Below are 23,223 nucleotides of genomic sequence, written 5' to 3'. Positions count from 1 at the left end.
AGCGCTGGGTGCCAGCCTGGCGTGACTATCGAGTCATGTTTTTGACCGGAATAAAACTTCTCTTCGGGCTAAAAGCAACGTAACTTCCCGCGCCAAATAATCATGACTGTTTAAGGATGATGTGCGTGGGGGTTTATCGGCTGCTGTTGGCGATGCTTGTGGCGATTTCTCATATGGGCATGACGTTTGCGGGGTTCAATCCAGGCGTCATTGCGGTGGTTTCTTTCCTGCTGATCAGCGGCTTTGTGATGACCGCTTTGATCGAGCGGAACTACAACGCATCCGAGCAGTTTCCGTTGTTTTACATTGATAGGCTGTTGAGGCTCTACCCGCAGTTTCTGCTCTACTTTGTCAGTTCCTGCACCGTGATTTATTTCCTGCTGCCCGGCACGCCTCAAGCGGCGGCGCTGACCGTCAAAAATATCGTCACCAGCCTGCCAATCGTGCCGATGGGTTTCTACATGTACGGCATCACCGTGCCCGAGATACTGCCGCCGGGCTGGTCGCTGGGGCTCGAAACGTGTTTCTACCTGCTGATACCGTTTCTGCTCGTCTACAAACTGCGGGGCATTGCGTTCGCGGTGTCCGTGGCGGTTTTTATGGTCGCGTTGCTGGGTTACATCAACACCGATGTCTACGGCTACCGATTGCTGCCGGGCGTTCTCTTTATCTTCCTTTGCGGAAGCTACCTGTACCGGTTGCAAACTAAAGGGAAGGTCATTGTCGCCGGCACCGCCGCGATTGCTGCACTAATGTTCCTGGCCATTATCACGGGCGTTATTGCTCGGCGCCCCTTTAACGCGGAAGTGACCATGGGCATCGCTTTGGGCATCCCGGTCGTGTATTTCCTGAGCCTATTGAAGTACCACCGGATAGACGAGTTGCTGGGGAACATCAGCTATGGGGTGTTTCTCAATCACTTTGTGGTGATGTATGTGCTGCGCGCATTCTGGCCTGTCGCCTACGACGCGCCGATCATCACAGCCGTTCTGGTGTTGTCATTTGTGCTGAGCGGTCTGTCGTATTACTTCGTCGAGCGGCCAGCGTTGACGTTTCGTCATGCACTGCGCACGGGCACCCGAGATGGCGTGGGTCGAGAACTGGGCAGCGGATCTGCGGCTTAGGGGAGGGCGTTTATCGCGCGCTGGACTGGCGCGCGATAAATCCGTACGGGATCAGGCGCAGGCTTGGCCGAGATGGCTGTCCTGCGCCCCAGCGATGAGGTGAAGCGGGATGTGCTGTTGCACTTCAATGACAGGCACTTCGAAACTGCCCACAATTTGAAGCTGTCGCTCACTCAGCCCGGTCGACTCTTCTTCCTTTGCCTTAGCCATTCTCGCGTGGTTCATTGCGATTTCATTGAGAGTTGACACGTTACATCTCCCGGTGACTGACCAAGCGTATCGCTGGAGTCCTAAGCGTTGATTTGATTGCTGCCGCGTCAGAATTACGTCGTTCTGGGGCTGCTAGCACCGGCCTTTGCAATCCTTGAGCCAGATGGCGTCAGGTATTGGGCGCTATGCTTTTACAGGCGACGAATGGCGTCTCAGAGTGCCGGTTCAAACGCACCAACCGTCAGGCTGCTTGAATTATCGAGACTCGCCGGACTCCATGGCTTGAGGGGCAGCAGTTCCTCAATGGCGGTGAACTCCGCCTCGAGGCAAATTAATGACTTCATTTGACGACTTTCGCATCAAATCCCATGAGCTTTTGATCGAGCTGGATGCCGCAACCATGGGAATGATGACGTTGGTGACATCAAAGTGCGTTTCAGGTCCGGAATGGGACGCTGCCACGCAGCGACAACACGAGGCCTACGAACGCTGGAACGCTTTTCTGAATATTCCAGCCATCACCGACAAGACTACCCCGGTGGTCTGAGCTGCCGGTGATCGGCAGTCGTGAATCATTTCTCGAACTCAGGCTCCATAGATCCAGAAGCATTCGCTTCTCTGCGACGGATATTCCCAAGGGGTTGACGCCATGACATCAGTCGATGATTTCAGGATCAAGTCACATGCGCTTCTGGTGGATCTCGATGCGGCCACAGCGGAGATGATGCGGCTGATCTCATCCCGCTCGGTATCGGGACCGGTGTGGGAGGAGGCGGTCAAACGCCAGCATGATGCCTATGTGCACTGGAATGCGTTTATCAATAGTCGTGACGGGACCGATCCTTCTGTGCCGCCACCCGTTGTCTGAACAGGCTGCTTGAGCCGCGCGTCGATTTGTTGAAGCGTCGACACCGCCGCAAGAGACTCGGCTGCTGTAATTGTTTGCCAAATGAAGCGATACCGGGTCAGCCCTGTGCCTGTCGAGCCAGGCGCGCGCCGTCTTTTCTCAGAGCAAATACCTGAGCCGTCACGCCAATAATGAGCGTAAGGGCTATAAAAGCCAGCGCACCTTTGAGCAATGGCGAATTCGGGTCAGTGACGATGGGGTGGCCATCGGGGACTCGACGCAACGTCTCCGAGACGGTCGGGACCATCAGCAAGAACGCCGTCAAGCTCAAAAGGATGGTTTCAAGGTATACCCCTGCTCGGCCCAGCCAGGCAACGAAGCCAACCCCGTAACCGGCGAGCAACAGCACGATCGTGACCGCCCCGATCACCGGGCTGATCGGTTGATGGGCCACCAGAAACACAGTCAAGCCGCCGATCAGCATCGACACGAAATAGGCAAGGCCGGCCCGCGACCGTGGGACGATGCGTCCGTGTTTGATGAACATGCAGGCGGCCAAGGGAATGGCTGGCAAGCTTCCAAGGGTGTGTACCCAGCCAAGGGCAGAGATCCCGAACATTCGACTATTCCTTTTTGATTGGATGATGTAGATAACGCAGCGAACGCTGTTGCGTTGCCGATCAACCGCGTGAAAGCGTTATGATTCGGGGCTCAGACTATTGAAGGCGTGGCCGGACTGACATGACGGATCTACTCGAAGACTTGACCATTCGTCCAGAGATGCAGTTAGAGGGGCTGGCCACAGGGGATCTGCTCTCGCAGGTACTGGCGCAGATTCGTCTGACCGGGGATCGCGTCTACTCCACCACACAGGCTTTGGGTCAACGCCTGAAACTGGACGAAAAGAGCTCGCACATCTGCGTCCTGCAAAAGGGACAGCTGCACATCGAAGGCGCTGACGGGCAGGTCCAGACGATCGAACAGGGCGACATCCTGCTGTTGCCCCACGACCCGTCTTCGTTGAGCATCACGGCCTCCAAGGGGCCTGCGTCGCTCGTCATCTGTCGATTCTGGTTCGATGCCAGTAGCTTCCAGGCCATGCTGTTCGCCCTGCCATGGCTGATCCATATCAAGCAAGCCGAAGCCGCCGCGTGGGCAGAAGGTATCCTGCATTTCATGCTCATCGAGGCCAATGACACGCAGCCTGGAGGCGCGTTGATGGTTTCGCGCCTCATTGACCTCACCGTCATTCGCATCCTGCGAACCTGGGTTCAGCACGGCATGGCCTCAGGCTGGCTAGGGGGCTTGTCCGACGAGCGCATCGCTCGGACCCTCAGAACCATCCATGAAAAGCCCGAGCAACAATGGCGCATCGATGCACTCGCCACAATCGCCGGCATGTCACGGTCAAGCTTCTGCGATCGGTTCAGCGCGCTGGTGGGACGCTCACCGCTGCGTTACCAGAATGAATGGCGACTGACCCTGGCAAAAACGATGCTGGCCAAGCACAACAGCCGCATCGGCGAAGTGGGGTTTGCGATTGGCTACGAGTCCGAGGCTTCTTTCAGCCGCGCCTACAAGGCGTATTTCGGACGCTCGCCACGGGACGACAACAGCCTGGGCGGGGCGGAAGAGCACATTTGAATCAGGCGCGGGACCCCGCTCTATCGCTGCTGAAACGCTCTTTTCAGCACCCGTGCCATGAGCCGCCTGGAAAATCCATTGAGCTTAGGTGCTCCGTTATTGCAGCGGAATATACACATCCGTTTGCCATTGATCCTGCGGTGTCTCCGGATAGACGCTCAGATAATGGAAGAACAGCGGCTGATCGCGAAGTTCTTCGCCACTGGCCGGAAGCCAGTCGCGATAGATCGGATAGATCGATTCGCCGATGTGGTCCGGTGACCCTACATGCCGCACCACGACGCAGCGACCGCCAGCAATGACGAGCTCGCGCACGCCGAATTCATTCGGTTTCACGGCCTCTTGAATCTCGCCGCAGATTGCGAAGCGAAATGCTTGCGCCGTTGTGGTGTCGGGGTTGCCGTAGGGAATGCCAAAGCTGCGACTCGAGGCCACCGGCGACTGCCCGCTCTGCATACGCCACTCGATGAACGTGCGCACGCTTTCATTGACGAGCCCGGTGGGGCCGCAGTGTTCAAGTGCTGCGACCCGGACTTCGGGGAATTCCACGATTCGTACTTGCATGATGAGGGTCCTGGAAAAGTGAGGGATGGCGAACACCGCATGCCAGACCTGCCAGTTCGGCGCCTTCCTGAACGCACTCGGCGTCATACCGACCGCCCGCTTGAACGCCCTGCAAAATGCCTCGGGGCTTTCGAAACCAGCACCGAGTGCCGCCTCCAATACCGAGTAATCCGCGAGGGCGGCCAGCCGGTGTGCCGCGCGTCGTAGCCGCATCAGTTGCACATAACGTGAAACAGGCACGCCGACGAATGCGGTGAACTGGCGATGGAAGTGAAACGCCGAAAAATTCGCCACATGACTCAGCGTCTTCACCGACAAATCACCTTCGAGATGGTCATCAATGTAGGCGAGTACGTCGTTGAAGCGTTTTGTGTAAGCGAAGTTAATCGGCGTGTCGGACACTGGGACAAGGCTCCTGGAAGTGCGGTCGGCAATAGAGTCGACTATAGCGACGTGAATGTGCCTAGCCGGGTTTGCTCAAGGCGCTCTTTGCGCTGCGATTAACCTTTCCACACCTGCACGTTTCCCATTGTGCTCCGCAACCTTGACCTGGCTCAAACTCATCACCCGCCGTTGGTGGCTGAATATGAATACAGTATTCAGTCAGCCTTTCGGCACCCTTTGAGGGAAGCAATTGATGAGCGACCCAAGCCCCCAGGCGACACCATCGGTATCGGTTCAGTTTCCGTCAGGGCTGATCGCGGCATGCCTTGCGTTAGTGATCGTATTGATCCTGCCATTGCCTGCGGATCTGCCCGTTGCCGGGCAACGGATGTTGGCCATTCTCGTATTTGCGGTGACGGTGTGGGTTACCGAAGCGGTGTCTTACGAAGCCAGCGCGATCATGATTACGTCGCTGATGGCCCTACTGATCGGCACGGCACCCACGCTTCAAAACCCTTCACTGACGTATGGTTCGTCGGCCGGGATCACGATGGCGCTCAGCGGCTTTTCCAATCCGGCCCTGGCGCTGGTGGTCGGTGCGCTGTTTATTGCCGCCGCGATGACGCACACCGGGCTGGATCGGCGTATCGCGTTGGTAACGCTGGCGAAAGTCGGCGGCAGTACTCGGCGAATACTGCTGGGCGCCATGGTTGTCATCGTGTTGCTGAGTCTGGTAGTGCCTAGCGCCACGGCGCGAAGCGCTTGCGTGGTACCGATCATGATGGGTGTGATCGCCGCATTCGGGGTCGCCAAGCGTTCCAATATCGCTGCGGGCATCATGATCATCGTGGCGCAGGGGACGAGTATCTGGAACGTCGGCATTCAAACCGCCGCTGCGCAGAATTTGCTGACAGTCGGCTTCATGGACAAGATGCTCGGCCAGCGTGTGTCATGGATCGACTGGTTTATCGCCGGCGCGCCATGGGCCATCATCATGTCGATGGTGTTGATCTTCATTGTGCTGAAAATGTTGCCCCCCGAAACTGACACCGTGCCCGGTGGCAAGGCTGCCATCGTGGCTAGCCTGGCTGAATTGGGCCCCATGACAGGGGCGCAGAAACGCCTGGCATTGGTCTCTGGCCTGCTGCTTTTGGGCTGGGCGACTGAAGGCAAGTTGCATGCTTTCGATACAACCTCGACCACGTATGCCGGGCTGGTTCTGTTGTTGCTGCCCCGTTTCGGTGTGATGACCTGGAAAGACGTTCAAGCCCGGATTCCGTGGGGTACGGTAATTGTCTTCGGCGTCGGCATCAGCCTGGGGACCGCGCTGTTGACCACCCAGGCCGGGCAGTGGCTGGGTGTCCAGGTTGTCAGCCATACGGGCCTGGACAAGATCGGCACGTTGGGGGTGTTTGCGGTCCTCAGTGCTTTTCTCATCCTGATCCATTTGGGCTTTGCCAGTGCCACCGCGCTGACCTCGGCGTTGCTTCCGATCCTGATGGCTGTCCTGCAAACCCTGCCCGGGGATTTCAGTCGATTGGGCATGACCATGCTGCTGGGATTCGTCGTCAGCTTCGGCTTCATACTGCCCATCAATGCGCCGCAAAATATGGTGTGCCTGGGCACAGACACCTTCAATCCAAAACAATTCGCCCGGGTTGGCGTGGTGATTACGCTGATCGGTTATGGCTTGCTGTTGGTGTTTGCCAGTACTTACTGGGCGTGGCTGGGGTGGATGTGAGGCGACCCCGAGCCACCCCTGATCGTTGACGTCGCCCTTGCCAAAGGGCAGGCACTCGCTGTACTGCATCAAAGGCGTGATTTAGCCGCCAATGCCTGGGCATCCGCACCTGCGGGGAAGTGCAATTGCCCGGTCGTATCGTTTGCCGCGCGCCAGACGGTCTCAGCCACGTCGAGTTCGGTGGTGCATTGTGCGGCGCCCAACGTGGCAAAAATACGTTGAGCAAAGTCGACGTACGCCTCGGGAATCATCCCCGCCATACGTTCGCCGGCGTTATCGCTGAAGCGGGTGGTGGGGGCGTAGCCAGGTTCCACCAGTTTGGCGCTGACGTTGAAGGTGGCCAGTTCCAGGGCCAGTGAGCCGGTAAAACCTTCGATGGCCTGTTTGCTGGCGGTGTACACGGCGACCATCGGCATGGACACCAGGGTCGCACTGCTGGTGACGTTCACCACAACCCCTGAATGGCGGGCGCGCATCTGCGGGATCACTGCCTGGGTCATGGCCATCACGCCGAAAGTGTTGGTTTCAAAAATTTGTCGTGCAGTGGCCATAGGCGTCGCTTCGAAAGCACCGAACAGGCCGATGCCGGCGTTATTGACGAGCACATCAATCGGCCCACTGGCTTGAAGTACTGCGGCGATACTCTGCGGCTCGGTCACGTCGAGCGCGAGGATACGCAGGCGCTCCGAGGCTGGCAGCAGCGCCGTGTCGGGTCTGCGCATGGTGGCGACCACGTTCCAGCCTTTGGCGAGGAAGTAACGCGCTGTTTCAAGGCCGTAACCAGACGAGCAACCAGTGATTAGAACGGTTTTCATGGGTGTTTCCAGGTGGTGGGTACCATGACGAAGATAACCTTACCGCTTAAGACTCTCTATAATCTGAAGTCCACATTTCATTCGTATAAGTCTCCTTATGAGCGATCCGCTGTCTGACGTTATCGCGCTGCTCAAACCCCGCGCCGTGTTTTCCAAAGGCATCAGCGGCGCCGGGCGCTGGGGCGTGCGTTATTGCGAATTTGGCCTGCCGAGTTTCTGTGCAGTCCTGGAGGGCAGTTGTCGTTTGGCCGTCGATGGGCAGCCTGAAATGATCCTGCTAGCGGGTGATTTTCTGCTGTTGCCGAAGACACCTGCTTTCACACTCTCCGGGTTCGATCCTGTTGAACCGGTCGCGATGGTGCCGGTTTATGGCACCACTCAGACAGACGAATTGCGCCACGGCGATCCCGAGGGGCCTGCGGATGTGCGGCTGCTGGGTGGTCATTTCGACTTTGAGTCTCCCGACGCGGCGTTGCTGGTGGCGATGCTCCCGGGGTGCGTGCACGTGCGCGGCGTCGAGCGCCTGGCGACACTGGTGCGGCTGCTGCGTGAAGAGTCGACGGCGCAGGAAGTGGGCCGTGAGTTGATTCTGACGCGGTTGGTCGAGGTGCTGCTGATCGAGGCGTTGCGCTCCATAACGGCGCAGCAGACGCCCCCTGGCCTGTTACGCGGGCTCACTGATCCGCGCCTGTCCAAGGCGCTGCGACAGATGCACGCAAACCTCGCACATGGGTGGACGGTGGCGCAATTGGCAGGCATTGCCACACTTTCGCGTTCTGCGTTTTTCAAGCGATTCATCAGCACCCTGGGCCAGGCGCCGATGGAATACCTGTTGGTGTGGAGGATGGCCGTCGCCAAGGATTTGCTTCGTCGCACGCAACAGGGCATGGCCGAGATTGCTGAAGGCGTCGGCTACCGTTCCGCCAGTGCGTTCAGCACCGCGTTCACCCGGCACGTTGGCGTGCCGCCCAGCCACTACGCCAGAGGCGCGGGTCTCAGGCCGTTGACGACAGACCCCCGGCCCACGAAAACCCCTCTCAACGGGAAGCAATAAACCGTGCAGTGTTCTAATTCCCAAGCCATTCAGTGTGTTGATCACCATCACAATGACTTTGCTGGACTGCTTTATGCTTTCATGTTGATGAATACATCGGCCACGACAGGGAGGCCGCGACTCACAAGCGTTATCAATCTTGTCCCTGAATGAACACTCGGCGTGTGTGTTGAAGAAAAAACCACAACTTAGTTTGTCTTTTATAAAAAATGCCGCTATGTCACAGGTTTTTCCTGATGCCCAAGGCGATGAACGCGGAGATGGTTAGTGATCCCTCTACTGGTATGTGACGACTCCAACATGGCCCGAAAGCAGGTGTTACGGGCGCTGCCGGCTGACTGGCCGGTTTCGGTCACCGAGGCCAGTAATGGTCGCCAGGGAATGGACGCTATCCGGCAGGGGCTGGGCAAGGTAGTACTGCTTGACTTGACCATGCCGGAAATGGACGGTTACCAAGTATTGAGCGCTATACGTGCCGAAGGATTGATGGCGCAAGTCATCGTGATCTCCGGTGACGTTCAGGAAGAAGCGGTGCGCCGGGTGCATGAGCTGGGAGCACTGGCGTTCCTGAAAAAGCCTTTCGACGAAAGCGAGTTGCGCCAGACGCTTAGCCAACTGGGCCTTTTGGCAGAAGTCGGCCAGCCTGCTCCAGGGAGTCGTCCGGCGGCGAGCACGGTCATCAGTTTCCAAGATGCATTCCGCGAAACAGTTAACGTTGCCATCGGCCGGGCGGCAGCATTGATCGCAAAAGTGTTGGGGGTCTTTGTCCAGTTACCGGTACCGAACGTGAACATCCTTGAAGTCGGCGAATTGCACATGGCCTTGAGCGACGCCGGCAGTTGCAAGGATCTCACGGCCATCTGCCAGGGATTTATCGGCAGTGGCATCGCCGGCGAAGCGTTGCTGATGTTCCACGATTCGGAAATTGCCGACATCGCCCAATTGATGCAACGACAAAGCGCCGAGTATTCGGACCTGGAAATGCTGCTGGACCTGGCCAGTGTTCTGATTGGCGCTTGCCTGAGCAGTATTGCGGAACAGATTGATGTGGTGTTTTCCCAAGGCCATCCACAAGTCCTCGGCCAACACACGGCTATCGACGAACTGATCCGGGTCAACCGGCAGCACTGGAAAAAGACCTTGGCGGTGGAAATCAGCTACAGCCTGGAAGGGCACGATATTCGCTTCGACTTGTTGTTGCTGTTTACGGAAGACTCCATCGAACGGTTAACCCATAAACTCGCCTACCTGATGAACTGAGCCATGAACGATTCGATCGATCTGAATGAATTCCATTGGTTGCTGGCGATCGTCCAGAGCATCGATGTCGGGGTGGTGGTGCTGGACCGTGATTATCGTGTGCAGGTGTGGAACACCTTTATGGAGAACCGCTCCGGCGTGCAGCCCAAGGACGCTCACAATCAGTGTTTTTTTGGTTTGTTTCCCGAAGTGAATCGCGAATGGTTCACCCGCAAGGTGGAAAGTGTCGCCACTCTGGGGACGCCAGCGTTCACGATCTGGGAGCAGCGACCTTATCTGGTGCGTTTCAAGAACTACCAGCCGATCACCGGCCAGGAAGAGTTCATGTACCAGAACACTACGTTGTTGCCGTTACGCTCCACCGACAGCCACATCAATCATATTTGCCTGGTGATCTATGACGTCACCGATGTCGCAACCAATCGGCATCAGCTCCAGGCGGTTAATGTCCAATTACAACAACTCTCCAGTACTGATCGGCTGACGGGGCTGTATAACCGCGGCCATTGGGAGGAAAGCCTGAAAGTCGCTTTTGCCCGACATCAGCGCTATGGCAATGCCACCAGCCTTGTGATGTTTGATATCGACCACTTCAAACGCGTCAACGATACCTATGGCCACCCGGCGGGCGATCAGGTCATTGAACAAGTGGCCAGGCTGGTCCGCGAACATGTGCGCGACAGCGATGTAGCGGGGCGTTATGGAGGGGAGGAGTTCGCAGTAATGCTTTCGGACACCGACAAGGTCGGCGCCCATTTTTTTGCCGAGCGGCTGCGCCAGGCCGTCGAAGCGCTGGAAGTCCTGCATGATGGGCACCGCATCCGTTTCACTATCAGCCTGGGCGTGGCCGACCTGAGCTCGTCTTCGACCAGCCACGCCGACCTGATTGCCAGGGCGGACCAGGCGCTATATGTGTCGAAGAGCGCCGGGCGTAATCGGGTGACGGTATCCGAGTAGCGTGCCAGGCGCCGATCTGTGTAACCGCTTAAAACCCATAATGCAGGCCGAGCATTAATGACTGGGCGCTGTAGCCCGTGCGTACATCGCCTTGGGGCAGGCCCTGAATGTCACCGAAGTGCGCATCGCGAGTCTTGAGGTATCGATAATCCAGGGACATGGACCATTGATCGGTGAGCTCGAAACCTACCCCGGCCCCAAGTTGGTAGGCCGATACGGTGTCGCGATGAGTATCGCCGAAGTGCACGCCGCCGGCTTCCAGGCCACTGATCGACACAGTGCTGTAGCCCAGGCCGCCGCCAATGTAGGGCGTGAACCGACTGAAGGGCGCCGGCAGATTCAAGACGTCATACCAGAGGTTGGCCATCAGGCTGGTGACTTCCTCTTTGCCTTTGCCGGGGATGCTCCCGCCGCCTTCGTAGACCCGGTGATTGAACTGGGTCAGGGTGTTTTTGCGGTAGCTGAGCTCCAGTTCAGGCCTGAGGCCGACGGGAAATCGCCAGCCCAGTGCCAGTCCGGTGGCGTAGCCGGAGTCCAGCGGTTGGTTGAACTGCATTTCGACAAAATCGAGGTGGTTCTGATTAAGGTCCTGCGCGGCAACCCAGTTCAGGCCGCCCATGACACCGATGTAAGGGCCGAGCGTGTCGGCGGAACTGGACGCCGGGGTGATAAAGCCCATGCCAATGATTCCTGTAACAAGATACTGAGTGCTTTTGAGTAGGTTCATGCTCGGTCCGAAGTGTGCCGTTATCGATAAGTAAGCGAAGGGGGGCTCAGGCGTGAGCGTTCAACACGCCCGCTCCCGGGGTCTTTCATCAGCGTTGCCAATGCGTGTCAGGATTGTCAGGCACGAGATGGCTCATCACATGCGCTCGTTGTTCTGCCAGCGTGCGCAGGTTTTCCAGTGCGGTGGTCATGGCTGCCGTCAGCATTTTTCGTAACAGCGCGCGGTATAAAAAACTCAAGGGGCCGGAGATTTTTGCGCTGTGGGTGACCCGGGTTTCAGCGGGGGAAAGTCGATACATCTGGTGATCGAACTCGAGGTCGATCCAAAGCAGTCTTGCGGTGTTCCGATAGCTTTCATGCATTCGCACCGCTTCCAGTTTCAGCGGCATGTTCAGGCCATTCTTGAGGATGCACTTGCCCCGTGTTCCAGGCTGGAACGGACCATCGAGTTCACAATGGCGGACGTCGGTATCCCATAACGGCGCGTCGGAGAAGTTGCTCCAGATCTTCCAGATTTCAGAAGGCGGCGATTTGACGCTGACTTGTACATTTACATCGTTCACGGCGACACCTTCGTTGTGTGGGGCGCGGTCATGCTGGAGCGTGAGGCAACTCAATGCCTTACGCAGCGGGCGCGGATTGACTCAACACTTGAGCGGTAATACTGGCCTGACCGATTTTTTCGCCCCGATTGAACAGGTCGATATAGATGCGGTTCGTTTTGAATGGCTGATCCTGTGCGTCAAAACCGGCTTGCGGTGCCAACGACAGAGGGCTGTTCCTGGGGATGGGCCGATCCAGGGTGAAACTCAAGGCCAGCAGGTTCATCGGGGTATTGAGTGGGATTTGCAGATAACGGTGGGCAATCTGCATGTAGCACTGGCGAGCAACTTCGAGGAAATAGACCATCGAATAGTGCTCCGGGTCGCCCTCCTGGAAGATGTGCTCCTCCGGCACTTTTACCGTGTCTACGCTCAAGCCCTGGGTGATACCGCTCATGTCACTGACGATGATGTTTTCTTCTCGGGCCTTGTGCAGCAACGCCTTGTCGCGGCAGCGTGTAGCCGTGAACTCGCCGGCGGGCGACGTCTCGAACGCCGAGTTGTAGGCCATGCCAAGAACGCACGTGCACATCAGCTTGCCGGTCTGCATGACCTTGGCATTGAACACCTGTGGGTCGTTGCCTTGTTCCAGATGAATATCAATCGCGCCCTGTTTCTGCACGTATTGCTGGAACTTGATGCTCAGGGTTTTGACATAGGCGACTCGGCCACTCAGGGGCGGCGTGGCCAGTTCAATCAGTTGCAACACGCCTTCGAGCAATAAAATGCCAGGGATGTGATCAAGGGGATGGTCGAAGAAATACGGGTGCGCTTCATTCACCACAAGCTGGGCGTGCAGTGACTGAGGGCCACGCTGGACGTTGGTGATCACACTATTTTCCGGGCGACGTTTCCAGTGCGCGGGGCGCTGGGCATCAGACCCACGGTGCAGGGCGAAAAGCCCCTCCATGGCACGAGTTCTGACACGCAGTCCTGAGAGCACGGTGCTGGTCAGCAAGTTACTGAGTTCCAGCACATCGACGCCGTCGTGACGCGGTTCCCTGACCAGGCTGACAGGACGGGCAGGCGGAATGACGGGTTGCAGTTCCTGGGGCGCCGCGTGAGCGAAACGCAACGTGAACGGGTGCTTGACGGCAGTGGCGGATTCGATTGCAGCCGGTCGCCATTCCTGAAGCTTTTCAGTAAATAACCACAGCACGGCCTTGCCGGCCTCGCGCACCTCGATCACCGTGTGAGCCGAGGCACGCAACAGCACCGCCAACAGGGTTTCGATGCCACTGGCTTCCGCCAGGAAACCGGTCATCTCTTGCAGTGAGCTGCTTGGATGCGTTGCGTCCGGTTGCAGCTCGCAGACCTCAATGTGCTGGTATTGACTCCGTTCTTTGCCCAGCAGTTGGCAAGCTTCTTCCAGCGAGTTCGCCGCATGGCCCAGCACCGCTGCGCGGATCACCAGTAAAGGCTTGTCGCTGGAGCCTGGTCGATAGGGACGCAGCGCAATCACCCCCAACCCTTCACCTTGCAGTGTCGCCGAGTGCCGGGCGCGTTCGATCTCTATTTCGCCACTGATAAAACGCCCGGCACCGAGCAAGAGAGTCGTCACGCCTTCCTTGAACCATTGCGGCGATGCCAGCAAGGTTTGCCAAAACAAACCGGGAGTGCCAACCAGGGTTTGATGGAAGCCTTTGAAGTCAAAAATTTTCGCCGGGTAGCCGGACAGCATGTTCGGCAACATGGTTGCCACGTCCGTCACTTCGACACCCGGTGGCACGCCTTGGGCCTGGGAGTAGAACGTGTGGGCGCCGCTATACGCATTGCTGAAACGCTCCCCACCCATGTTGCAGCACATGACCATCGCGGTCCCGGATGAACCGGCCACACCCGGCAAGCGTCGCAGTAGATGATTGATCCGATCGGTGATCAACAGCTTGAACGGATCGACATGTGCCAGTGGTTTTGGGCCCATGCCGAAACCGTCGATATCAATGACGCGATCCTGCGCGAGGAATTGGCCCAGCAAAGGCTGACCCGCAGTGGCCGCGCAATCAACGAAGCGTCCATAAGGGAAGCTGACTGACGGTGCTGCGGGATGATCGAGTTGTTGCTTGAGTGACTGCAAGGAGAAGTGACTGCCGATCGCCGCTTCGGCTTCGACAATGGCCAAGTCCAGCATCAGCACGCCGGGGGCGACCCGGGGGATGGCAGGGCGGTTGTCGGGGATGTATTCCTCCACCACCAGATGCGCATTGGCGCCGCCAAAACCAAAACTGGAGATGCCGACCCGGATCGCCGACTGACGATCGGCAAGGGGTTGTACCTGCTCTGTGGCCAACTGCAGGCAAGTCTCATCGACTTTTGCGCTGGGGCGGTAGTCGGGCTGAGGTGGAATACCCTTGTGACGCAAGATCATCAGCGCTTTGGCCAGTGAAGCGCCTCCAGCGGCGGCCAATGGGTGACCAATGACCGACTTGATCGAACCGATCGTTATCTTTTTGCCAGCGGTGCGATGAGGGGCGAAGAAGCTGTTCAACGAATCCAGTTCTGTCGCATCCCCCAGCGGAGTACCGGTGCCATGGGTCTCGATGTAGTCCACGTCGTTGGGATCAATACCGGCATAGGCACGCTGGTAAGCCGTGCACTGAGCCTGTTTGCCAGGCGCAAACACTGAGCCTTCGGCGCCATCGGCCGAGAGTCCCAATGCCCGCAAAACCCCCAGGGGGCGGCGCTTGGCAATCAAGGCCCCGGAGACTGGCTCGACCAGAAAGGCAACCGCGCATTCGCCGGGCACAATGCCGTCAGCGTCCTGTCCGAACGCCTGCATTTGGGCTCGGGAGGAAAAGGCTGTGAGCTGCGAGAATCCCAGAAACAGCGCTGGCGGCAGTACGGTGTTCAGTGCCATGACAATCGCGTTATCCGCCTGGCCGCTGTTGACTAAGGCTTGAGCCATGTCGATGGCGTAGGGGAACGAACTGCAGGCGGTGTCTACCGATAATGCCGGGCCACCCAAAGCGAAAGTCGCCGCCAGCTCGGCAACTTGTTCACCTGGCGTATAGCCCCGTGGTGTATCGGCTGTTCCGCTGACGCCCGTGACGAAGTAACTCTCATCACTCCAAGACGTCGCGACCACCAACGCCGTGCGCTCGTTGATCAATACCGAGCCTTGCGCGGCGAGCTGGGTGAGGAGTGTCTGGAGCACTTTCTTGCCGATGGCGACCTGCCGTCCTTCATGCCGCGAGGGGGTCGATGCGTCGTCCGTCAGGCAATAAGCACTGTCCAGGTAAGTGCGATCTTTTTCGCCTTTCTTGGCTGAATAGATGGACGCTTTGTTCAGCTCCCAGCGTGTCAGCATCGAATGAATGGGCGCCACCTGTCCCTGCGAGAGCAAGTGCCAAAGCGCATCCGTTGACGGTGCCCCGGGAAACTCTCCTGCCATTGCACTGAAACAAAAATCGTCCTCTGTCGCTACCGCGCCACTCATATCCGTTCTCCCGGTTGTCAAAATGCTGGGTGACCTTTGCGATCACCCGGATTCCATTCCATTTGCTACAACGGCTCAGCCCAGTCTTGTCAGCAACGACACTGCGTCTTGCGGGGTACGCCGTGACATCAGCGCCTCACCGGCAAATTCGCTGACAGGGCACTGTTGCGCCATTGATTGGCAGAGTGTTTCTCGGGCAAAACCGCTGAGCCCCAACTGTGCGAAAGGCATCTTGATGTCGATCGACGTTTGGGCGTCGGGGATCAGCGGGGACAGGGCGTTTAAAAGCTGATGGCTTATCTGCTCTTGAGGGGCTGTGGTGCTTGTTGGTTGTGCTTCGCTGAGTACCACTGAGGTCGACTCGGGGGAGGCCAGGGCGGCTTTAATCAGTGCGATAGTTTCTTGTGGAAACTTGGCGTTGACCAACTCAGTGCTGTTGGCCTTGAGTTGCGGCCACACAGCGACAACGGCTTCCTGGAAGTCCAGTTGCACCAGGGAGTCCAGGCCCAGGCTTTCATAACTTTGCTTCTGGTCGATCTGCTCAACCGTAAAACCGGTGATCGTCGCCAGTTGATCAAGTACCCAGGCTTCGACATCCAGGGCAGGTGCCTGCGGATTGGCGTCAAGCCGTGCCAGCAAAACAGTAGGCGAGGGCGCATCAAAGAGCGATGAGGTGAGCTCTTTCTTTTCCGGGAAGTGCTGAGCCAGGGACTCGAAAATATCGACCAGCCCCAAGGAGTCGATGCCCAGACTCTCGAAACTTTGATCGAAGTCGATTTGTTCCCTTTTGAATCCAGTGACCGAGCTTATTTCGGCGCGCAGCCATTGCCCGTAGCTGAGCGCAGGCGTTTGCTGCACAACGGGGGCCGATGCCAGCACTACCGGGTTCGAGTGCACGGGCTCCAGGACTGGCAAACTTTTGTTGACTGGCGCTTCAACCCCGTGGGCATAAACGCCTTCCAGGACTTGTTGATGCGCATTGAAGTAATGCGCAGTGACCGATTCGGCCTGCTCCAGTACACGCATCAATATTGATTCTTTTTCGATATTGGAATCGCAAAGTGAATCAATGATTTTTTCTGAAAGAGAGAAATAGCTATGGGCTATTTTTCCATTGGACACGATGAATTCCTGCACAACATCGTTGAGTTGGACGCGCATGAGGTTCTCCTAACCAAAGTCGGTATATGTTTTCTATCAACAAGAAATCAAAAGTCATGGCCCAGGGGCGGGCCTTGTGTCACTCAATGAAGCAAACCGGCAGTAGCCATATAGAGACTTAAAGTTGGAGTTCTACTATGTCGATCTCGGAAGATGTTGTTTTTCTGGCTCCCTTGAGCAGCCCGGATCTTACGTTCAGATAAGTGAAGAGCGTGATTGCATCAGCCCCCTGGAAAGCGATGTAGCCGTCAGGACGAATCAGCATCAATGTGCCCTCTTTGGCATGGTAGCGCTTGTGCAGCCGCCAATCGGGGTCCAGCAACGTCGAGTGCCAACGCGGCAGATCGGCGCTGCCCAGAGCATCGATGATGCAATACGCCTTGATGCCTGGGTAATCCTTCTCCACCGACTCGGCCAGCGAGTAATAGCCCGGTAACAAGGGTGAAAACTGATCGGCCGCGCTAAAAATCAGCAGCGTGAAAGTGCCCTGGAACAAGTCAATCAAGCGTTTAGGCGGCAACCCTTGCAGTTGCCACAACTCGACATCCGGCGCCAGTTGACCTGCGCGGGGCGCAGACGTCGGGAATTCGGGTTTCTTGCCTTTTTTGTCCCAATTCATGCGCTGCTTTTTTGTCAGCGATTCTTGAAAGTAATCACTTTTACCGTAGTGATATTGATGGCCGGAAATCATCGTAGGCAACTTGCGCTGAACTTTACGTCGGTTGCTCAACAGTGGCAGAACATTGTCCCGCAGCCAGACGAGGGCGCGATGCCTAAGCGTAATCAGCCCAGTCAGTCGGTGTGCGGTGTTCTCCACTTCCAGGGCGACCGGGTAGCGCTCTTCGTTGTAGCTATCCAGCAGTGATTGATCCGCCAGGCCCTGATCGACATAGGCCATTTTCCACGCCAGGTTGTAGGCTTCGGAAACGCCCAGGTTCATCCATTGCCCACCGATCGGGCTGCCGATATGCGCCGAATCGCCCACCAGAAACACAGAGCCTTGTTGCAGCGACTGCACGCGACGATGTTGGAAAGAGGCGATCGTGGTCGATGAAATATTGGACAGCGTCATCTTTTGCCCGCGTCCTTCGCACAACCGCTGAAAGTTCTCCAGGCTCAGGGACGGGCGCTCACCTTCTGGCGGCAGGTCGTAGGGCATCTCGATGAACAGCCGATAACGGGACTGGGCGCTGATCGGCGCGACCGCCACATAACCATCCTGCGCACCGAGGAAGAAAGCCCCTTCGTCCTTGCTTCCAGACCACTCGATATCGGCATCGGCCAGCATGAAGAATCGGTCGTAAGACGATCCTTCGAAGGTCATCTCAAGACGTTTTCTGATGTTGCTGCGAGCACCGTCGCACGCGACTACCCAGCGACTGGCGAAGGCTTCGTCGCGGCCATCGGCATGATGGAGCGTCATTCGCACAGATCCCGGCTGGTTTTCTATGTCGACCAGTTCGGTACTCCACTCCACATCCACCCCCAGCGCATTAAGTCGCTCAAGCAGAATTTTTTCTGTTTGCGGCTGTGGCAGGCTGAGGAGCAGGGGATAGGTGGTATCCAGGTAGGAGAAGTTGTAGTTGAGCACCCGTTTGGCGTTCGACTGCACCGAAAACTGGTTGATCGTGAACCCGTCGCTGATGGCCTGATCGGCAACCCCCAGATCTCGAAAAATTTCCAGGGTTCTGGAATGGATGGCCATCGCTTTGGTTGCGGTCGAGGGGCCGGCATTCTTTTCAATAATGCGAAAGGAGACGCCCCACTTTTTCAACATGATTGCCAGGGACAGGCCAATAGGGCCAGCGCCGACGATCATCACTGTCGGAGTGTTACCGGGGCCGAAATGCTTGGGTGCCAAGGTGCTCAGAGTGTTCATCGGTCAGTACCAGTTTCTATAGAAGGGAGAGTTGGCAATGCCGAGCAGCGCATCGTCGCCTGACGAGTCGCCGTAGGCATAAATGTAAAAGTCATCAAGGTTGTTCAAACAGCCTTTGAGCCGTGTGACTTTCTCTCTCTCAACACAGTTAGTGCCCGATATCCCGCCGGTCAGTTTGTTCTTCGCGGTCGCCAGGCGGGTGCCGCATACGTAGTCAAAACCTGCTGCCTGCCCCCAGGGAAGCAGGTAGTTCTCCGGCGAGTTGCTGACCAGCGCGGTGACATGCCCCATGGACTGGTGCCATTGCAGGCGGCGCAGGGCCTCGGGCCTGAGCCAGAGGGGTAGCTGTTCGGTAATGAAATACTTGGCGTGTTCGCGCTCTTGCTCAACTGACAGGCCGCCCAGGTAACAGGCAATGAATGCCAGGCGTGCCTGCATCAACGGTGTGATGCCAACGATCACGCTGAGCATTTTTGGCAGCAGCGGAACGATCCTCAGCCAAAACGATTGCGTCCCGACGATAAAACGCATGTACCGCCAGAACGTGTGCCTGTCGGTCAATGTGCCGTCGAAGTCGAAAACGGCCAGTACCGGTTGTGTGCTAGTTGCTTGCATGGATCTCTTCCTTGAGAGAGACAATCTCGATGGTTCTGGGCAGTTTGAAGCCTGAGAGGTAACGCGAGAGCTGGGTGGAAATAGCGCTCTGGGTCAGGTCGCCGTACCCCGCAACGCACAGGTGCAACACGTTGACCTCTTTGGTGTCTGGAACGATGTAAGCCTTCGCGCGGACCACGCCAGGATGCTTCAGGGCAATGGATTCGATTTCGGTCAGGTCGACCATTTGTGCTTTTATTTTCGAGATTCGCAGGCGTTGGCAATAGAAAAACACATGTCCATCGTCGTCCCGCCAGACCAGATCCCCCGTGTGTAGCCAGCCATCCCGGAAGAACCGGGCATTGGCGTCCACGGCGTCGTTGTATCCGTCAATCACCATCGAGCCGCGTATCAGCAGTTCGCCGATACGCCCGGGCGCGACGTCTAGACCTTGTGCGTCGACGACCCTCAGCTCTACGTTACGAATCGGTTGCCCCATGGCGCCGCGATGAACCTCGCCAATCGAACTCTGGACAATCACCGGCATGCTTTCGGTCAAGCCATAGCCTTGCAGCACCGGATTGCACCCCAGCAGCCTTCCGAGTTTCTCGGCTTCGTCCGCCGGTAGATGGCTGCCTCCTGAATAAATCATCAGTTGCGGGTGCATCGGCAAAAGCGCGCCTTTGCGTTTGGCCAGTCGCGTATTGAAGTAGCGAATGACGTCGGGTACCAGGCAGGCAAAGGTGACCTGATGCTCGGACAAGATCTCCGCCAGGTCCCTGTTGAGCAGGGTGTTGGTCATTAACAGGGTGGCGCCCACGCTCAATGGAAAGACCATCATCACGGACAGTCCGAAGATGGCATACAGCGGCAGCGTCACCAGATGAACGGAGCCGACCCCTTGAAGGTGAAATTGCTCATGCAAACCATCGCTCGATTGCGTCAGGTCGAGGTAACGGTGGGAAACGGCCAGAGGTTTACCGGTGCCCCTATAGGTGAACTGCACCGACACGATCGGATTGCCTTCGGGCAGTAACAACGGTTCGGCCTGTCTAACCAGTCGAGAATCGGCCGTTGCGTTGTCGGGCAGCGGCGAGGATGGCTCGCTTGCGGCGTTCAACAACAAGGCGTGATGAACACCGTAGTCCGGCTGAAATGTCTCGCGATGTTGTTCGAACAGTGTTTCGGTCGTCACGACCAGCGCCGGCCGGGCAATGCTGATGACGCTGTTCATTTCGAATGACGTCAGTTTGTAATTGAGGATAACCGGAGTCGCCCCACGCCCGATGATCGCCAGGTAGTAAGCGATGAACTCCACCCCATTGGGTAGAACAACCGCTACTTTGTCGCCTGGTAATACACCTAGACTTTTGAGTGCACCGTTGCACTCTTCAGCCTTTATTCGCAACTCACGGTAGGTGACAGTTTCTGCTTCCGCGTCCAGGTTCCTGATAGCGATGTGGTCTGGGAAAGATTCTGAAAAACCGACGAAACGATGCAGAAAACCTTCTTTATATGAAAGGCTTTTCATTTACCAACCTCTCTCAATCCTTGAAGTAATGGTTAGACAAAAAAATCTACAGAGGCAGACATTATAAAAGTTATATCAATTAAGCTTTTATGTAGTTGTTTTTCCGATACCAGTCCAGGGTGTCGGTCAGTGTTTCAGCGACGGGGCGGAATTTGCACTCTAATTCTTTCAGGCTTTTGTTATGGCTGAAATTAGTGCGTCCCAACTCTTGCTCTATCAGTTTGACGGTGGAGGTGCTGATCAGTACCGGCTTTTTCGTGATTCGGTAATAGCCTTCATACACCAAGGCAATTACTCGCAGCATGAATAGCGGGATTTTTCGCTCCGGTGCTTTTACACCGCTGACACTGGAGAGCGCCTGGAAAATGCTTTTCATGTTCATATGATTACCGGCGGCCAGATAGCGCTCTCCGGACCTGCCTCGTGTCATTGCCGCGAGTTGATGTTCCGCCACATCCCGGGCATCGACTACGGAAAAGCTTCCAGGCAGTACACCAGGTAATTTCATTTCGACAAAGTCGAGCAGGAACTGTCCTGATGACGTCGGACCAATATCCCCGGGACCAAACATCCAGCCCGGTAATACCATTGCGATGAACATGTCCGGGTGTTGCAACAAGAATTCCTGGATTTTTTGCTCGGACAGTATTTTGCTCAAGTAGTAATCGTCGGCGTCCGATGCACTGCGAGACATCGTCTCGTCGATGAGTTGGTCTTTGTTGCCTTTCAATACGGCAATGGATGAAGTATGGACTGCGCGACGAATGCCGGCGGCATAAGCGGCTTGTAATAATCGCTCGGTACCAGTGACATTGGTGTCATATAGTTTCTGCCAGTGTTTTCCACCTTTGTAACTGTCGCGGAAATAGGCGGCTGTATGAAACAAGGCATCACAACCTTGTAGGGCGTAACTGAAGGCGTCGACATTAAGCATGTCGCCTTCAATAAACTCGACAGGCAGATTGCCGAACTGCTTCTTGGCTTTTTCTACGGAACGAACCAGTGCTTTTACTTTGATATTTCGCTTTAAAAGCGCATGCACCAAATTATTACCGAGCAGGCCAGTAGCGCCTGTAACAAAGGCATATTCCATTAAAATCCAGCTCCTGTGGGGTAACCTGCTGCAGCATTGAGATTGATGTCTCGGGCCTCGATGCTCTGATCAGGTGTTGGCTGAACCAACGATGCAAGTAAAAACCATTCGGTATCTGAAAATCAAGCGGTATTTCGTTATAGCCCTAGAAGTGATGTTCATGATTTTGAATTAAAGCGATAAAAATCATAATGTTAACGACTTAAAGGCTGCATGGATTTCACTTGAGGTGGGCGGAGCAAGGTCATCGGCCGGAAATTTTTTCCGCTTGTCGTCTTTATCTCGGGAGCGTCGCAAGGCGGGTTTGTCGATTCGATTGATCAGGGGGGGGACGCGGGGGGGCCGGATGCCGGAATGCCCGAGCACGCTGGAGATCACGCCTCTTTATGAGTAGTTGCAAGCGCTGGCATTACTGGCGCTACCTGTCGATGCAGCCCATCTCGCAGCCGTCGTTCCCCTACATGGCATTTACATGGCACTGTTAAAAGCTTAAATGTAAATTGATTAAGATGGGCTAGTATCAGGTATAGTGGTTAAAGCCATATTTTTCAGTGAATAGCAAGATTGTTGCATTCAGTTACAAGTAGATATTATTTTGTTTGGCCAGAGGAGCCGAAGGTGTGATTAAGAAGAGATTAGGTCGCGAAGAAAGTCAGCAAGTAACAAGAGACAAGTTGTTCGATACTGCTACTGATCTTATGGTTAAGAAAGGCTTTCATGCCGCCAGTGTCAACGCGATATCTGAAGAGGCTGGTTTTTCAAAGGGCGCTTTTTTTTCAAACTTTACAAGCAAGTCAGACTTGCTTCTACAACTCACCCAGAGATTCAAGCGGGTTGAAATCGATCGATTGGGGGTTACTCTGGCTGCTGGGTATTCATCGGAAGAACTGACTCACGGGTTGAATGCTTACATTGATACACTCAAAAATAATACCTGTTGTGCGATTCTTGATGCTGAATTACAACTAATTGCTTTGCGTGACGAGGAGTTCTCAGCGCATTACTACGCACTGCATGAGGAAAATAGTGAAGCCTTGGGTAAGTTGATTACGATTATCTTCAATCATGCAGGAAAGAAGCCTCCGTTGGAGTGTGCCACGCTTGCAAAGACGTTCACTGCGCTGTCGGAAGGTTTGATACTGCAGGGGCATAAAGACCCGGCCTCTGAAATAAAACTGGTATTGAACTCGCTTATCCAGACAGCAGAGCCCTTATAAAATATTTACCAATTCCCACCTTTGTTCCAATTGAAGAATTAAACCATGCACCTACGCAAAATTGCAGTTGGGCTGTCGGCCCTTGTTTTGCTCTCCACCGGGGCAGAAGCCCGAGGTTTGCTGGACCTTTTCAACGCGCCCACCCAGCATCAGGAACACGCGTCACGCTCGGGCTCGATCAGCCAGAGCGCGGCCCTGGACCTCTATTCAAACCAACAGAAACAGGCATCGTTTGACGGTTGCGCCGATCTATTCCCGGCAGCAAAACCGATCAGCACGGCGATTGTGTCGGCCACGATGAAACCCTTGACCCTGTGTTCCGACAACTTCGCGGTACTGTATTCGCAAACCAGCAAGACACCGCTGGTTGTGGTCGAACGCCTT

The 23,223-nt window shown here is 56.1% G+C and carries 21 protein-coding genes and 1 pseudogene; 10 read left to right on the top strand and 12 right to left on the bottom strand.

What is annotated here, in order from left to right:
- The first annotated feature begins 125 nt into the window (after positions 1–125).
- The gene (locus tag V5E99_RS27055) at positions 126–1,124 is read left to right on the top strand and encodes an acyltransferase family protein (protein WP_499805366.1); all 999 of its coding nucleotides are present in this window, start codon (positions 126–128) and stop codon (positions 1,122–1,124) included.
- Positions 1,125–1,175: 51 nt separating this feature from the next.
- Here V5E99_RS27055 and V5E99_RS27050 read toward each other — a convergent pair whose 3' ends face one another.
- Positions 1,176–1,373, bottom strand: a complete 198-nt coding sequence (locus V5E99_RS27050; protein WP_499805364.1) for a hypothetical protein — start codon at positions 1,371–1,373, stop codon at positions 1,176–1,178.
- A 295-nt stretch (positions 1,374–1,668) separates the two neighbouring features.
- Between V5E99_RS27050 and V5E99_RS27045 the strand changes: the two genes are divergently transcribed.
- Both V5E99_RS27045 and V5E99_RS27040 read left to right on the top strand, forming a co-directional pair.
- On the top strand, positions 1,669–1,881 hold the full coding sequence (locus V5E99_RS27045; protein ID WP_499805363.1) for a hypothetical protein: 213 nt from the start codon (positions 1,669–1,671) through the stop codon (positions 1,879–1,881).
- A gap of 102 nt (positions 1,882–1,983) precedes the next feature.
- The gene (locus tag V5E99_RS27040) at positions 1,984–2,202 is read left to right on the top strand and encodes a hypothetical protein (protein ID WP_499805362.1); all 219 of its coding nucleotides are present in this window, start codon (positions 1,984–1,986) and stop codon (positions 2,200–2,202) included.
- Positions 2,203–2,299: 97 nt separating this feature from the next.
- On the opposite strand, the gene V5E99_RS27035 is transcribed toward V5E99_RS27040, so the two are convergent.
- Positions 2,300–2,800: a hypothetical protein gene (locus tag V5E99_RS27035; RefSeq protein ID WP_499805361.1), complete on the bottom strand. Its 501-nt coding sequence runs from the start codon at positions 2,798–2,800 to the stop codon at positions 2,300–2,302.
- A gap of 122 nt (positions 2,801–2,922) precedes the next feature.
- Between V5E99_RS27035 and V5E99_RS27030 the strand changes: the two genes are divergently transcribed.
- Positions 2,923–3,825: an AraC family transcriptional regulator gene (locus tag V5E99_RS27030; protein ID WP_499805360.1), complete on the top strand. Its 903-nt coding sequence runs from the start codon at positions 2,923–2,925 to the stop codon at positions 3,823–3,825.
- A gap of 96 nt (positions 3,826–3,921) precedes the next feature.
- Here the strand turns inward: V5E99_RS27030 and V5E99_RS27025 are convergent, their stop codons facing one another.
- Positions 3,922–4,791: an AraC family transcriptional regulator gene (locus V5E99_RS27025; RefSeq protein WP_499805359.1), complete on the bottom strand. Its 870-nt coding sequence runs from the start codon at positions 4,789–4,791 to the stop codon at positions 3,922–3,924.
- Positions 4,792–5,026: 235 nt separating this feature from the next.
- Between V5E99_RS27025 and V5E99_RS27020 the strand changes: the two genes are divergently transcribed.
- Complete coding sequence (locus V5E99_RS27020) at positions 5,027–6,514, top strand: DASS family sodium-coupled anion symporter (protein ID WP_499805358.1); 1,488 nt, start codon at positions 5,027–5,029, stop codon at positions 6,512–6,514.
- Positions 6,515–6,582: 68 nt separating this feature from the next.
- On the opposite strand, the gene V5E99_RS27015 is transcribed toward V5E99_RS27020, so the two are convergent.
- The gene (locus tag V5E99_RS27015) at positions 6,583–7,329 is read right to left on the bottom strand and encodes an SDR family oxidoreductase (protein ID WP_499805357.1); all 747 of its coding nucleotides are present in this window, start codon (positions 7,327–7,329) and stop codon (positions 6,583–6,585) included.
- A gap of 97 nt (positions 7,330–7,426) precedes the next feature.
- Here V5E99_RS27015 and V5E99_RS27010 point away from each other — a divergent pair, with 97 nt between their 5' ends.
- The 3 genes from V5E99_RS27010 (at position 7,427) to V5E99_RS27000 (ending at position 10,600) form a co-directional block, all read left to right on the top strand.
- Entirely contained in the window at positions 7,427–8,383 is a 957-nt protein-coding gene (locus V5E99_RS27010) for an AraC family transcriptional regulator (RefSeq protein ID WP_499805356.1), read from the top strand.
- A 267-nt stretch (positions 8,384–8,650) separates the two neighbouring features.
- The gene (locus tag V5E99_RS27005; RefSeq protein WP_499805355.1) at positions 8,651–9,643 is read left to right on the top strand and encodes a response regulator; all 993 of its coding nucleotides are present in this window, start codon (positions 8,651–8,653) and stop codon (positions 9,641–9,643) included.
- A gap of 3 nt (positions 9,644–9,646) precedes the next feature.
- Positions 9,647–10,600, top strand: coding sequence for a GGDEF domain-containing protein (locus V5E99_RS27000; protein ID WP_499805354.1), 954 nt, complete (start codon positions 9,647–9,649; stop codon positions 10,598–10,600).
- 28 nt (positions 10,601–10,628) lie between these two features.
- Here the strand turns inward: V5E99_RS27000 and V5E99_RS26995 are convergent, their stop codons facing one another.
- From V5E99_RS26995 to V5E99_RS26960, 8 genes are all read right to left on the bottom strand, one after another.
- Positions 10,629–11,279: an outer membrane protein gene (locus tag V5E99_RS26995; protein WP_499805352.1), complete on the bottom strand. Its 651-nt coding sequence runs from the start codon at positions 11,277–11,279 to the stop codon at positions 10,629–10,631.
- A gap of 136 nt (positions 11,280–11,415) precedes the next feature.
- Positions 11,416–11,889 (bottom strand): SRPBCC family protein, encoded by a 474-nt coding sequence (locus tag V5E99_RS26990; RefSeq protein ID WP_499805351.1) that lies wholly within the window; start codon positions 11,887–11,889, stop codon positions 11,416–11,418.
- Positions 11,890–11,947: 58 nt separating this feature from the next.
- The gene (locus tag V5E99_RS26985) at positions 11,948–15,319 is read right to left on the bottom strand and encodes a beta-ketoacyl synthase N-terminal-like domain-containing protein (protein ID WP_499805402.1); all 3,372 of its coding nucleotides are present in this window, start codon (positions 15,317–15,319) and stop codon (positions 11,948–11,950) included.
- A 120-nt stretch (positions 15,320–15,439) separates the two neighbouring features.
- Positions 15,440–16,525 (bottom strand): acyl carrier protein, encoded by a 1,086-nt coding sequence (locus tag V5E99_RS26980; RefSeq protein WP_499805350.1) that lies wholly within the window; start codon positions 16,523–16,525, stop codon positions 15,440–15,442.
- A gap of 118 nt (positions 16,526–16,643) precedes the next feature.
- Positions 16,644–18,404, bottom strand: a complete 1,761-nt coding sequence (locus tag V5E99_RS26975) for an FAD-dependent monooxygenase (protein WP_499805349.1) — start codon at positions 18,402–18,404, stop codon at positions 16,644–16,646.
- Positions 18,405–18,407: 3 nt separating this feature from the next.
- Complete coding sequence (locus V5E99_RS26970) at positions 18,408–19,019, bottom strand: HAD-IB family hydrolase (RefSeq protein WP_499805348.1); 612 nt, start codon at positions 19,017–19,019, stop codon at positions 18,408–18,410.
- On the bottom strand, positions 19,006–20,529 hold the full coding sequence (locus V5E99_RS26965; protein ID WP_499805347.1) for a class I adenylate-forming enzyme family protein: 1,524 nt from the start codon (positions 20,527–20,529) through the stop codon (positions 19,006–19,008). The genes V5E99_RS26970 and V5E99_RS26965 overlap by 14 nt, the downstream gene beginning before the upstream one ends.
- A 79-nt stretch (positions 20,530–20,608) precedes the next feature.
- Complete coding sequence (locus V5E99_RS26960) at positions 20,609–21,622, bottom strand: SDR family oxidoreductase (RefSeq protein ID WP_499805346.1); 1,014 nt, start codon at positions 21,620–21,622, stop codon at positions 20,609–20,611.
- Between the two features lie 620 nt (positions 21,623–22,242).
- On the opposite strand from V5E99_RS26960, the gene V5E99_RS26955 reads away from it, so the two are divergent.
- The gene (locus tag V5E99_RS26955) at positions 22,243–22,839 is read left to right on the top strand and encodes a TetR/AcrR family transcriptional regulator (protein ID WP_499805345.1); all 597 of its coding nucleotides are present in this window, start codon (positions 22,243–22,245) and stop codon (positions 22,837–22,839) included.
- Positions 22,840–22,884: 45 nt separating this feature from the next.
- Positions 22,885–23,223, top strand: a pseudogene (locus tag V5E99_RS26950) (hypothetical protein); the annotation flags it as partial.

It is taken from the genome of Janthinobacterium sp. LPB2021202312-11-4, from assembly GCF_037049705.1.
In the GTDB taxonomy this organism is placed as follows: domain Bacteria; phylum Pseudomonadota; class Gammaproteobacteria; order Pseudomonadales; family Pseudomonadaceae; genus Aquipseudomonas.
The sequence above is the reverse complement of the archived record's forward strand: the minus strand, read 5'-3'. Positions and strand labels throughout refer to the sequence as shown.